General features: G+C 49.4%; 12 protein-coding genes and 1 tRNA gene. All 13 read left to right on the top strand.

What is annotated here, in order from left to right; translation table 11 throughout:
- The first annotated feature begins 5 nt into the window (after window positions 1–5).
- The 13 genes from frr (at window position 6) to PUE40_RS02135 (ending at window position 13,020) form a co-directional block, all read left to right on the top strand.
- Window positions 6–557 (top strand): ribosome recycling factor, encoded by a 552-nt coding sequence (frr, locus tag PUE40_RS02075; RefSeq protein WP_154553498.1) that lies wholly within the window; start codon window positions 6–8, stop codon window positions 555–557.
- 58 nt (window positions 558–615) lie between these two features.
- The gene (locus tag PUE40_RS02080) at window positions 616–1,338 is read left to right on the top strand and encodes an isoprenyl transferase (protein ID WP_277671742.1); all 723 of its coding nucleotides are present in this window, start codon (window positions 616–618) and stop codon (window positions 1,336–1,338) included.
- Window positions 1,338–2,120 carry a phosphatidate cytidylyltransferase gene (locus PUE40_RS02085; protein WP_154553500.1) on the top strand — a complete coding sequence of 261 codons (783 nt, stop codon included), beginning with the start codon at window positions 1,338–1,340 and terminating at the stop codon, window positions 2,118–2,120. Before PUE40_RS02080 ends, PUE40_RS02085 begins: the two co-directional genes overlap by 1 nt.
- A 36-nt stretch (window positions 2,121–2,156) precedes the next feature.
- Complete coding sequence (locus tag PUE40_RS02090; RefSeq protein WP_154553501.1) at window positions 2,157–3,302, top strand: 1-deoxy-D-xylulose-5-phosphate reductoisomerase; 1,146 nt, start codon at window positions 2,157–2,159, stop codon at window positions 3,300–3,302.
- 69 nt (window positions 3,303–3,371) lie between these two features.
- Window positions 3,372–4,379 (top strand): RIP metalloprotease RseP, encoded by a 1,008-nt coding sequence (gene rseP / locus PUE40_RS02095; protein WP_277671743.1) that lies wholly within the window; start codon window positions 3,372–3,374, stop codon window positions 4,377–4,379.
- Between the two features lie 9 nt (window positions 4,380–4,388).
- A complete protein-coding gene (gene ispG / locus PUE40_RS02100; protein WP_277671744.1) occupies window positions 4,389–5,453 on the top strand; it encodes a flavodoxin-dependent (E)-4-hydroxy-3-methylbut-2-enyl-diphosphate synthase in 1,065 nt (354 codons plus the stop codon).
- A 3-nt stretch (window positions 5,454–5,456) separates the two neighbouring features.
- Window positions 5,457–8,894, top strand: a complete 3,438-nt coding sequence (locus tag PUE40_RS02105; RefSeq protein WP_277671745.1) for a PolC-type DNA polymerase III — start codon at window positions 5,457–5,459, stop codon at window positions 8,892–8,894.
- A 168-nt stretch (window positions 8,895–9,062) separates the two neighbouring features.
- Window positions 9,063–9,150 (top strand) — tRNA-Ser (locus PUE40_RS02110).
- A gap of 618 nt (window positions 9,151–9,768) precedes the next feature.
- Window positions 9,769–10,476, top strand: a complete 708-nt coding sequence (locus PUE40_RS02115; RefSeq protein ID WP_277671746.1) for an AAA family ATPase — start codon at window positions 9,769–9,771, stop codon at window positions 10,474–10,476.
- Window positions 10,477–10,638: 162 nt separating this feature from the next.
- Window positions 10,639–10,770 carry a hypothetical protein gene (locus PUE40_RS02120; protein WP_268890072.1) on the top strand — a complete coding sequence of 44 codons (132 nt, stop codon included), beginning with the start codon at window positions 10,639–10,641 and terminating at the stop codon, window positions 10,768–10,770.
- Window positions 10,771–10,858: 88 nt separating this feature from the next.
- Window positions 10,859–11,305 (top strand): hypothetical protein, encoded by a 447-nt coding sequence (locus tag PUE40_RS02125; protein WP_277671747.1) that lies wholly within the window; start codon window positions 10,859–10,861, stop codon window positions 11,303–11,305.
- Window positions 11,292–12,125, top strand: coding sequence for a ParA family protein (locus PUE40_RS02130; RefSeq protein WP_277671748.1), 834 nt, complete (start codon window positions 11,292–11,294; stop codon window positions 12,123–12,125). The genes PUE40_RS02125 and PUE40_RS02130 overlap by 14 nt, the downstream gene beginning before the upstream one ends.
- A complete protein-coding gene (locus PUE40_RS02135) occupies window positions 12,079–13,020 on the top strand; it encodes a ParB/RepB/Spo0J family partition protein (protein WP_277671749.1) in 942 nt (313 codons plus the stop codon). The genes PUE40_RS02130 and PUE40_RS02135 overlap by 47 nt, the downstream gene beginning before the upstream one ends.
- The last annotated feature ends 166 nt before the right edge of the window (window positions 13,021–13,186 follow it).

Consider the following 13,186-nt stretch of genomic DNA (forward strand, 5'->3'; position numbering starts at 1 on the left):
GAAAAATGTCTCATAAGAAATCCCTGGAAGAAAAGCTTGAAAAAACTGAAAACGTGCTGAGAGAAAATCTGAACACCGTCCGTGCCGGCAGAGCAAATCCGGCTCTTCTGGACAGAGTAAATGTAGACTATTATGGTGTTCCGACTCCACTGAAGAGTCTGGCAAACGTATCCGTACCGGATGCCAGAACATTAATGATTTCACCGTTCGACCCATCCACACTGGGAACCATCGAACATGCAATCAACGAAGCGAACCTGGGTATCAACCCATCCAATGACGGAAAGTGCATCCGCTTGGGAATTCCTCAGCTGACCGAAGAGAGAAGAAAAGAGCTGGTAAAGCAGATTAAGAAGATGGGCGAAGATGCGAAGGTTGCCATTCGAAACGTACGCCGTGATGTGAACGATGATCTGAAGAAGCAGCAGAAAGCCGGAGACATCACCGAAGACGAGATGAAGAATGCTCTGGACGATGTTCAGAAGACCATCGACAAGGCAATCAAGAAAGTTGACGAAATCATTGCCAAGAAGAACGAAGAACTGATGGCAGTGTAATAATGAGTGAGTATAACGTGGCTCTTTAGCCACGTTTGCTTGTATTAAGAGGTATATTATGACAGAACCGAACAAACTTCCTACACATGTAGGTGTTATAATGGACGGAAACGGACGCTGGGCAAAGAAGAAAGGGGTTCCTCGTTTGATGGGACACAATGCCGGCATGGAGTCCATGAAAAAAATCGTAATTGCGGCTTCCAATATGGGAATAAAGTATCTGACGGTATACGCGTTCTCCACGGAGAATTGGAAGCGCAGCGTGGAAGAGGTCTCCGGCATCTTCCGGCTCATCGTGAAGTACGTGCAGCTGGAACTGAAGGAGCTGGTGGAGAACAACGTGCGGATCAACATCATCGGCGAATACCGGGAGCTTCCGGCAGATTCTGTGGCCGCAATCGATAAATTGCTGGATGCCACCAAGGATAATACAGGTCTGGTATTCAACATCGCGGTAAATTACGGCGGCCGGGCAGAGATTGTAAAAGCAGTGAACGAGCTGCTGGCGGAACCGGGCCGGACGGAAATTACGGAGGAGGACATCAGTGCGCATCTCTATACCGGAAGAGTCCATGATGATATTCCGGATCCGGATTTGATTATTCGGACCAGCGGCGAGGAGCGGACGTCCAATTTTCTGGTATGGCAATCGGCGTACAGCGAGTTGATGTTCACCGATACCCTGTGGCCGGATTTCACGGCGGAGGAATTTGGGAACCTCTGTGAACAATTTTCCCATCGCAAAAGAAGATTCGGAGGAAGGGACAAGGACGACAAGTAATGAAGACAAGAATTATTTCCGGAATCGTAATGGTTCCATTGCTATTGATTATCTATTTCGGCGGTATTCCGCTGCTGGCGGCAGCGGCACTGATTGCCTACGTTGGCGTAACGGAGTTCTATAACGGTTTTGAAAACATGGGAGTTCACCCATCCAAGCCGATTGCGTACGTTATGATTACCATTCTGTATGCTGGACACCTGTTCCTGGGCGTGAACCACACCTTCCTGATGGCATGGGTAATTCTTTCCATGATGGTCAGCATGATCTACGGATGGAAAATTACGGAAAGAAAGCCGTACGATGCAGTTGCCACGCTGACGGCGCTGGTGTACATTGTGCTGTTCTCCTACCACATTGTCATCATAGACAACACCCCATATCCAAAGATGACCTGGCTGGTGGTTATCGCGGCCTTCGGTTCGGATATCATGGCCTACTTCACCGGATATTTCCTGGGAAAACACAAGATGGCACCGAACCTCAGCCCGAAGAAGACCATCGAAGGTGCTGTCGGCGGAGTTGTGGGAAGTGCGGTTCTTTGCGGAATCTTCGGATACTTCTTTTACCCAACCATGATGGTGCACTGCATGATTATCGGCGTGCTGGGCGGAATGGTGGCCGAAGCGGGCGACCTGACCGCATCCATGTTCAAGCGTGGAATGGGAATTAAGGATTACGGACATTTGATTCCGGGTCACGGCGGCATTATGGACCGTTTTGACAGTGTGATTTTCGTGGCACCGGCAGTGTGCTACTACATTCTGTTTGTTCTGGTATAAACGGAACAGAGAAGAAGAGGATAGAAGGTTAATCGGATGAAGAAAATAATTATTCTGGGAAGCACCGGCTCCATCGGTACGCAGACCTTGGACATTGTGGATGAGAATCCGGATTTGTTTACCGTTACCGCTTTGAGCTGCAGAAGCCGGGTGGATGAACTGATTCAGCAGATCGAGAAATATCGGCCGCTTGGGATCTGCGTGGGAAACGAAGCGGATGCTCGTCGAGTGCAGGAACGATTCCCGAATCTTACCGTGTACCATGGCGACGAGGGTTTGGTTCAGCTGACGGAAGTCGAGGGAGACATGATTGTGAATTCCCTGATGGGAATCAGCGGTTTGGCACCGACCTATCACGGAATCCGGCTTGGGAAGGATATTGCGTTGGCCAACAAGGAAACCCTGGTGGCCGGAGGCGCTCTGGTGATGGATGCCGTGGCGAGAAAGGGCGTGAAGCTCCTGCCGGTAGACAGCGAGCACAGCGCCATTTTCCAATGCCTGGAAGGAAACAAGGGACGGGAAATTCGGCGAATTCTTCTGACCGCATCCGGGGGACCGTTCCGGAAGTACTCTCCGGAAGAGCTGGAAGATGTGACTTTGGATCAGGCGCTGAATCATCCAAAGTGGACCATGGGCCGGAAGATTACCATCGATTCCGCCACCATGATGAACAAGGGGCTGGAAGTCATCGAGGCTCGCTGGCTCTTCGATGTGCCGGCGTCCAAAATCGATGTGCACGTGCACCCGGAGAGTATCGTTCATTCCATGGTGGAATTTGCGGATACTTCGGTGATTGCTCAGATGGGACTTCCGGATATGCGGATTCCGATCAGTTTGGCTTTGGGATACCCGAAGCGGCTGGAGTATTCCGGGGACAGCTTGGACTTCTTCACGGAGGGCGCCAACCTTCATTTCGAGAAGCCTCGGATGGATGTGTTCCGCTGTCTGAGCTTGGCGTATCAGGCCATTGAAGACGGAAGAAGTTACCCGATTGCATTAAACGGCGCCAATGAGGAATTGGTGGCCATGTTCCTGAACAAGGAAATTCGTTTCCTGGATATTCAGCGCACCATTGAGAAGGTGCTGGAGGCCCACAATCCGGTGGATCCGAAGAGCGTATCGGAAATTCTGGAGATCGATTGGGAAGCCCGGCGAATGGCAAGGGAACTGGCACAAGGGTAGTTCTCTTCCGAAACCTTCACCGGAGAGTGAAGAACGGAAATAAATGAGTTAAGAAACGAGGGTACTTTATTGCTGACAGCAATTCTAACAATCATACTTTTCTGCATTATGATTATTCCCCATGAGCTGGGACATTTTGTGGTAGCGAAATTGGTAGGCGTTCAAGTGAACGAGTTCTCCATGGGAATGGGTCCCCTTCTCTTCCAGAAACAGAAGGGGGAGACCTTGTATTCCGTACGGCTCCTGCCCATCGGCGGATATTGCGCCATGGAAGGGGAGAACGAGGAAAGCGGAAACCCGAGAGCCTTTAACAACAAGAAGGTGTGGCAGAAGATTGCCGTGCTCCTGGCAGGCGCCGTGATGAACGTCATCACCGCACTGCTGGTGATGATTATTGCGGTAACCGTATCCGGCATTCCCACCAATACGCTGGATTCTGTGGTGAAGAATTCACCGGCAGAGGCAGCCGGTCTTCGGGCGGGCGACCGTGTTGTGGCAGTGAATAAGGTCAAAACATCCGGTTGGATGGAAGTGGTACAGGAAATCGACCGAGACAAGTCCGGGAAAGAAATTCGGATTACGGTGGACCGGGATGGCAAGAAACAGGATTGCACCGTTCAGCCGGAATACTCCAAGAAAGAGAAACGAATGATGGTGGGCATTGCCTGCAGACAAAGCCATAATATTTTTACCTGCGGACGATATGGCGCGGCGGCAACCTGGAACTTGAACAAACTGATGCTGAAGAGCTTGAAGATGCTCTTTACCGGGCAGATGTCCCGAAACGACCTGGCGGGTCCGGTGGGAATGGTTTCACTGGTGAATCAGACGGCCACGGCGGGCGCGGTGCCGTATCTGTATCTGGCAGCCCTGATTTGCCTGAATCTGGCCTATGTTAATCTGCTGCCTTTCCCGGCGCTGGACGGCGGAAGAATTATCTTTGTGATGATTCGAAAGATTACGGGAAATATGATTTCCGACGATATGGAGGGGAAAGTGCATTTGGCGGGCATGTTCCTGCTGATTACTTTTGCTGTGTTTATTACCTGGAACGATATTATGCGGTTGTTCGGATAGGAGGATGGTATGACAAGAAGCGTACAGTGCGGAAGAATTCAAATCGGCGGAGGGGCGCCGGTTTCCATTCAATCCATGACAAATGTAGATACCCGGGATGAGAAGGCGCTGCTGCGTCAGATTCAGGAACTGGAAGAAGCGGGCTGCGATATCGTGCGAGTGGCGATTCCGGATATGGAGGCTTGTGAGTCTTTTGCACAGGTGCGGAAGAAGACGGAAGTGCCATTGGTGGCGGATATCCATTTCGACTATCGATTGGCCATCGGTGCAATTGAAGCCGGTGCGGACAAGGTGCGCATCAATCCGGGCAATATCGGAAAAGCGGAGTACGTACAGAAGGTGGTTCAGGCGGCCAAAGCGCGGCACATCCCGATTCGGGTCGGCGTCAACTCCGGTTCCCTGGAAAAAGAAATTCTGGCGGAATATGGCGGCGTAACGGCGGAAGCGCTGGCGAAGAGCGCGCTGAATACGGTTCGCTACATGGAAAATCTGGATTTCGATAATCTGGTGCTTTCCATCAAATCCTCCAACGTTCCCATGACTTATGCGGCCTATACTCTGGCCGCCAAGGAAACGGACGTACCGATGCACATCGGCATCACCGAGTCGGGAACTCCGTCCAACGGAAAGCTGAAATCCGCCATCGGAATCGGCGGACTGCTCCTCAGCGGGATTGGAGATACCCTGCGGGTGTCCCTTACGGATGACCCGGTTCAGGAAGTTCTATTCGGACAGCGCATTCTGGAAGCGGTAGGGCTTCGGGAAAAGAGTATTGAAATCGTTTCCTGCCCGACTTGCGGCCGAACGGAAGTGGATTTGATCTCCTTGGCAGAGGAAACGGAGAACCGTTTGATTCCGGTTGCGAAAAGACGTCAGGAGAAAGGCCTGAGACCGTTAAAGGTCGCAGTAATGGGTTGCGTGGTGAACGGTCCGGGAGAATCCCGGGAAGCGGATTACGGTATTGCCGGTGGAAAGGGCGAGGGCTTGCTCTTCTCCCACGGGGAGATTATCGGAAAGGTTCCGGAAAACCAACTGGTAGACCGTCTCATTGAAATGATAGAGAAAGAAGAGTAGTGGATGATCAAAATACCCCAAGATATTCTGACAACGGAAGAGCTGGAACGCATTTCCGGGATGAAAGAACAGGATATTAATATTGAAATACCCAGGGTATATCTGGAAAAAGAGAGTTTGACGCTGGTAGTCGGTGTCAAACTCAATTTTGTGATACCTCGTATTCACGAGAAGCGCATGCGGGATCGGATTCTGAAGAAGGTGGGACAGGCGAAGGACGTGCGGTTCCGGTACGCCTATCAAGCTTCCGAAGCACCGGCAGTGAAGAAGGCGTCGGATAAAAGCAAAGGCAGCAAGAAGCCCAACGTTTCCGGCGGGGTTCTGTACGGGACCTATATCTCCGGAGACCCCATTCCCATCGAGGAAATCTACGGCAAGGTGGGGGAGCGGGGTCAGGTGGTCATTCGCGGAGAGCTGTTCAGCCTGGATTCCCGTGCCATAAAGAACGGCAAACTTCTGGTGACCATGGAAATCACCGATAAGGAGCGGGCCACCTGCTGCAAGGCCTTTATGAAGACCGAGGATTTTGAACTGCTGGAGGAAAACGTATCACTGGGAGACTGGCTGAAGATTTCCGGAAATGTGGAATTCGATACTTTTGAAAACGAAGTGGGCATCATGGCCCGTTCCATCAACCAGTCGTCAAAACCGGAGCGCAAAGATGAGCACCCGGGGGAAAAGCGGGTGGAGCTTCACGTGCACACGAAGATGAGCGACAACGACGGCTTCAACGAAATCGCGGAACTGGTGGATCAGGCGGCGGCCTGGGGTCAGAAGGCGGTGGCGATTACGGATCACGGCGTGGTGCAGGCCTTCCCGGATGCGGCTAATCGAGCGGCAAAACTTCGGGGCAAAGGAAAGGATATCAAAATCATTTACGGCATGGAAGGATATTTGTATCCCGATGAGGATGCCATGCTTCCGGATGGAACCATCGATATCAAAAAAAACCGGACATACCATATCATTCTGCTGGCCAAGAATCTGACGGGACTTCGGAATCTGTATAAAATGGTCTCTTATTCCCACGTAGATTATTTTTACAAGAAACCGAGACTTCCCCGTTCCGTACTGCAGCAGCACAGAGAAGGCATTATCGTGGGCAGTGCCTGCGAGGCCGGAGAGCTGTATCAGGCGATCAACCGGGGGGCTTCCCGGGAGGAGCTGCTTCAGATTGCGGATTTCTACGATTATCTGGAGATTCAGCCGTTGGACAACAACCAGTTCATGATTGACAAAGGGATGGTGGCATCCCGGAAGGAGCTGGCGGACAATAACTTGCTGATTCTGTCTCTGGCGGACGAGCTGGGGAAGATGACCGTCGCCACTACAGACTCCCACTACCCGACGAAGGAGTCGGCGATATATCGGAACATCATCATGTCCAGCATGGGCTTTAGCGAGACCAACGCCAACAGCCTGTACCTGCGCACTACGGACGAGATGCTGGCGGAATTTTCCTACCTGGGAGACCGGGCGGAAGAGGTGGTTATCACCAATACCAACCGGATTGCGGATATGTGCGAGGTGTTCGAGCCGGTGCCGCCGGATAAGTGTCCGCCGAAGATTGAAGGCGCGGAGGAATTCCTGCGGGATACCTGTTACGAGAATGCAAAGGCAATGTACGGCGATCCGATTCCGGAAGTGATTCAAACCCGGCTGGACACGGAGCTGAACGCCATCATCAATAACGGTTATGCCGTGATGTACGTAGCAGCCATGCGTCTGGTAAAAAAATCCAACGATGACGGCTACCTGGTGGGCAGCCGAGGATCCGTAGGATCTTCTTTCGCCGCTACCATGGCGGGGATTACCGAGGTAAACCCTTTGGAGCCGCATTATATCTGTCCGAAGTGCAAGAACCTGGAATGGCTTGCGGAGGAAGATGAAGCAAAGTACGACTGCGGATTCGATATGCCGGACAAGGTGTGTCCGAAATGCGGCACCCCGTACGAGAAGAACGGCTTCCGTATTCCATTCGCGACATTCTTGGGATTCAGCGGTAATAAGGAACCGGATATCGATTTGAACTTCGCCGGCGAATATCAGGCTACAGCCCACAAATACGTTGGCGTGATTTTCGGAGAGAAGAATATTTTCAAGGCGGGTACGGTAGCCACCGTTGCGGATAAAACCGCCTACGGCTACGTAAAGCATTATGCCGATGAGTCGCCGAAGAAGCTGAGCAAATACGACATCGATTATCTCACCAAGGGCTGTACAGGGGTAAAAAGAACCACCGGGCAGCATCCGGGCGGAATCATTGTCGTGCCGGACGATCATGAAATCTATGAGTTCTGCCCGGTGCAGCGTCCGGCCAACAAACCGGTGGATATCATTACCACCCATTTCGATTATCACAAAATCGATAAGAACTTGCTGAAGCTGGATATTCTGGGCCACGATGTGCCGCAGATGATTCGTCATCTTCAGAATATGACCGGTGTGGATCCGATGACCATCGACGTTGCGGATAAGAAGGTCATCAGCCTGTTCACCTCCACAGAGGCCTTGAACATCCAGAATCCGGACTACAAATTCGTTCACGGAACCTATGCCATTCCGGAGTTCGGAACTAACTTCACACGGCAGATGCTAGACGACATTCAGCCGACTACCATCTCCGCGCTGGTAAAGATTTCCGGTTTCTCTCACGGAACCGACGTGTGGACCAATAACGGTCAGGAACTCCTTCGAGACGGAAAAGCCACCATCGATGAGCTGATTTCCTGCCGTGACGATATTATGAACTACCTGATTCTGAAGGGAATCCCGAATGAGGAAGCGTTCTGGATCATGGAACACGTTCGTAAGAACAAGCCGCTGACGGAAGAGGAGCTGGAAACCATGAAGAGCCATGGGGTTCCGGACTGGTATATTTGGTCCTGCGAAACTCTGAAGTACATGTTCCCTCGGGCCCATGCGGTGGCCTACGTGCTCATGTCCATCCGAATGGCCTGGTTCAAGGTGTACTATCCGGCGGAATTCTATGCCGCATGGCTCTCTTCCAAAATCGATGATTTCGATGTTCTGGCAGCCCGAGACGGAATTCAGGCGGTGGAGCGAGAGATGAAGAACCTGGAGCAGCTGGGGAACCAGATGACCACCAAGCAGAAAGATCATCTCACCGTCTACGAAGTGATGTACGAGATGTTCTCTCGGGGACTTCGGTTCCGGATGCCGGAGCTGGGCGTTTCCCAACCGTGTGACTTCATCGTGGAAGGTGGGGACGTGGTGGTTCCGTATATGGCCATCAGCGGACTGGGCAAAGCGGCGGCGGAGTCCCTGGCGGATGCCTACGACGGAACGCCGTTCACCTCTCTGGACGATGTGCGGCAGCAGACTAAACTCTCTCAGAGCAATATCGACGACTTGAAAGCGGTAGGCATGTTCCGGGGCGTGCCGGATACGGCACAGGTGTCCATCTTTGAACTGTTCTGATATATTATGAAAGGCGAGTGAATTTGTGGAATTTGCAGGAAGCCGGTGCCATTACGGACCGGCTTCCACGCTTAATTCCGAATAATTCGAAAAAAATACAAAAAATACTTGCATTAACCTTATTCCTATGGTAATATAAGTGAGCGTCAGAAATGACTAAATACTTTTGGAGGATTGACCGAGCGGCTAAGGAGCTTGATTGGAAATCAAGTAAGGTGTAACAGCCCCGTGGGTTCGAGTCCCATGTCCTCCGCCAAAACGAAGAGACCTGAACAAGGTCTCTTTTTTCTTATAATTGCAAGGGTTCCAGCAATTGCAAGGGTTTGCGGGTTTCCTTTTTTATATAGATTCACGTCGTACAGACGCATACAAAGGTATACAAAGGAACTTTAAAATGGGAATCGGTTGGGAGAAGCCCGTTTTTGGGTGGATTCAGAAACTGCAAATTCACATTTTTTGTTGCCCGCGGGACTCGAAAATCAGGTATTTTCTATACCAGGGGGGGAGTCTGCCCTTTTGCAGGTGATGCATAATTGTTTGCGTTTACGGGGTCAGTGCCGGAATGTATAATGAAGCTGAAGTAAGTTTGAATTTGAAAAGGCGGTGAATGGAAATGAAACAATCTATTATCTCAATCGTATTGTTAGTAATAATAATTGGGGTGATAGTGTACTTCATTATGAAATCACGCAAGTATAAAACAGAGAAAGAAAAGAATGCTATAGATAAAGGTCTTGTTGCATATCTGTTTACAAACAGCTTTCTCGTTAGCTGGTTAGTGTACAGAAAGAATAAGAATAACGACCATTTGTAATATGAGCTGTTGCTGTCACTTTAGAATAGAACCTGGAAGTTATATATACGGTATAAAGTCATGTTCATTAAAGATGTTTTCATAGATTGGAATAAAGTCGAACAAGGAAGTTACCTTAGTGAGATTGAAGCAATTCACAATGTTAGTAAGATTTCCTTTAATAAACAAGTTACGTTCTTTGTTGGCGAGAATGGCAGCGGGAAATCGACGTTGCTGGAGGCGATGGCCATTGCAGAAGGGTTTAACCCAGAGGGTGGCACAAAGAACTATTCTTTCTCAACCTATGACTCACACTCGAAGCTGTGTGATGCAATTCGCCTGTCCAGACAAATACGAGCGAAATGGGGTTATTTTCTTAGAGCTGAAAGCTTTTATAATGTAGCAACTACAGAGGATGAATATTCGAAAGGCCCTGGCGGCGTTCCTATGCACTATCATGAGCAGTCTCACGGTGAGAGCTTCCTAGCAATGGTTCAAAATAACTTTAATGGAAACGGACTGTATTTCTTAGACGAGCCTGAAGCTGCACTATCACCACAGAGACAGCTTACATTGTTGTTTGAAATTGACCGTTGCAGAAAACAAGGCGCACAGTTTTTTATTGTAACTCATTCGCCTATCATACTTGGTCTTCCGGATTCTGAGATACTAACCTTTGATAAAGGTGTGATACATCCGTGCCAGTATGAGGATACGGATAGTTATCAAATCACTTCAATGTTCTTGAATAATCGTGAGCAAATTCTAAATCATCTGCTAGATGAATAGAGCGAAATTTATCGTTTAATCTATCAGTCATATGAACCCCAAGGCAGCTTCGGCTGTCTTTTTTCATATCCGAATTCGCACATTTGCTGCATTCATTCCCACACATTAAACTGAAGCAGACAATAACAGAAAAGATTGGAGGAAAGAGTCATGAGATATCAAATGAAGCTTAAGCTGACACATGATGAGGTCAGAGTTCTGGTATTTGCCCTTAACGAGCTTAGAAACACCCTCATAGCAGAAAACAGATATACAGATCCTGTCGATGAGATCCTCGCAAGGCTCATTGCATGATTCATATATCTATATATCCTTTACATGCCGCATTCAATAGGGAGTGCGGCTTTTTTATTGCAGGCCGATACGGCGGAAAGGAACAGAAATGAGAGAAAGAAAAAGCGAAAAGGAATTAGTAATCAGAATCATCATCACAGAGGTTGATGCAGAAGAGCCCGATGAGCCGGAGTACTGGACAGAGGAAGAGGAAGGCGTGCTTAACGAGCTTGTTGCATATGCCGAGTCTGTTGCCGGGGCAATCGCCGGCAAAACAAAGAAAAAGTTCGATGAGTGCATTTTCATGCACACAATGCGCATTGCAAAGTGCATGCATGGCCACGAACACTTTTCAGAAGCAATTGAGTTTCTCGCAGATATCTTAAAAGTAAGAGGAGATGAAGATACTGGAAGGTTTTTAGAAGGTCTTACGGAGTATCTGGAGTACGACGAAGACTTCTGTGAGTATTTCCTTGATGTGCTCTTTGAAAAGCTGGCAGACGAAAGTGATGATTATGCCTTCCTTTGCGAGGAGGATTGCCATGAAGAAATGTAATGTCATAGCAATATGCAATCAGAAGGGAGGCGTAGCGAAGACCACAACAGCCTTAAACCTTGGGGTCGGTCTTGCAGGAGAGGGAAAGAAACTCCTTCTCATAGACTGCGACCCCCAGGGGGACCTTACGGTGTCACTGGGGATAAAGAATCCGGATGAGCTTGAAGTGACGCTTTCTGACCTCATGATGAAGGTGCTGAAGGATAAGCCTGTCACTCCATCAGAAGGGATCATAACCCATAAGGAAGGAGTTGACCTTATCCCATCAAATCTTGAGCTTTCATCCATGGAGATACAGCTTGTAAACGCCATGAGCCGTGAGGTGACACTCAAGAACTATATCAAGGAAGCAAAGCTTAAGGAGCGATATGACTATGTCATAATCGACTGCATGCCGTCTCTAGGCATGATAACAATCAACGCCCTTGCTGCGGCAGACAAGGTAATCATCCCTGTTCAGGCACAGTATCTTCCCGCAAAGGGCATGACCCAGCTCATAGGCACCATAGGGAAGGTAAAGAGAACTCTTAACCCTGCCCTTACCATCGACGGTGCCATCCTTACTCTTGTGGATAACCGTACAAACCTTGCAAGAAGTATTGCAGAGACCTTAAGAAGGCAGTACGGCCACATCATGAAGATCTACAAAACCCGGGTGCCGGTTGCCGTAAAGGCAGCGGAAGCAAGTGCTGCAGGCGTAAGCATATACGCCTACGACAGAAACAATGCAGCATGCAAAGCCTATGAGGCTCTGACGAAGGAAGTGATTCAAAATGGCGAAAAAGAACGAGCTGGACTTTCATCTTCCCTCTGCAGATGACCTGTTTTCCACGCAGGAGGAGCGAGAAGATGCAAAGCTCAAAAGGATCTATGAGATATCCCTTGATGAGATAGACCCTTTCCCGAAGCATCCGTTTAAGGTAAAGGAGGACGAGGATATGAAGACACTTGTGGACAGCATAAAGGAGTTCAGAGTACTTACTCCTGCTACAGTAAGAAGAAAAGAAGATGGAAGATACGAGCTGCTATCGGGGCACAGAAGGAAAAGAGCCTGCGAGCTTGCAGGACTTGATACCCTCAGGTGCGAGGTAGTTGAGCTTGATAAGGATGCGGCTACAATCTTTATGGTGGACAGCAACCTTCAGAGAACCACCATACTTCCAAGTGAAAAGGCATTCTCATATAAGATGCGGTACGATGCAATGAAACGTCAGGCTGGAGCAAGAACGGATTTAACCGGGGACCCACTGGAACCCAGGTTGAAAACAAGTCAACTTCTTGCACTTGAAACGAGCGAAAGTGCTTCTCAGATAAAGAGATATATCCGCCTCACCTACCTTATCCCACAGCTCCTTGAAATGGTGGATGAGGGAAAGATTGCTCTGAGGCCTGCTGTTGAAATCTCATATCTTCCAAGAGACATGCAGGAAAGCCTGGTGGCTGCAATACACTACGAGGACAGCACTCCAAGTCATGCTCAGGCAAGAGAACTGAGAGCTCTGTCAGATAAGGGAATCCTGACACAGGACCTTATTTACCACATGATGGGCGAGGAAAAGCCGAATCAGAAGGACAGGTTCATCCTGAAAGCTGACAGAGTCAAAGAACTTTTTCCAAAGAATCTTCCCATATCCCAGAGGGAGGATTATGTGGTAAAGGCAATGGAGCATTACGCAAAGTACCGTGCCAGAAGGGAGCGTGAAAGGGAGCGTTAAAACAGCATAATCGAGGCAAGGAATGCGGCAGCAGGAGTACTTTCGTACGTCCTTCCCCACACCCCTACCTTAAGACAACCTGTAACTTACCGAAGAAAGAAAACACTTAGATAATCAACAGTTAATACCAATATAGAGCGGCTTCTTTGCGAGGTCGCTCTTTTCA

It is taken from the genome of Mogibacterium kristiansenii, assembly GCF_029224645.1.
GTDB lineage: Bacteria > Bacillota > Clostridia > Peptostreptococcales > Anaerovoracaceae > Mogibacterium_A > Mogibacterium_A kristiansenii.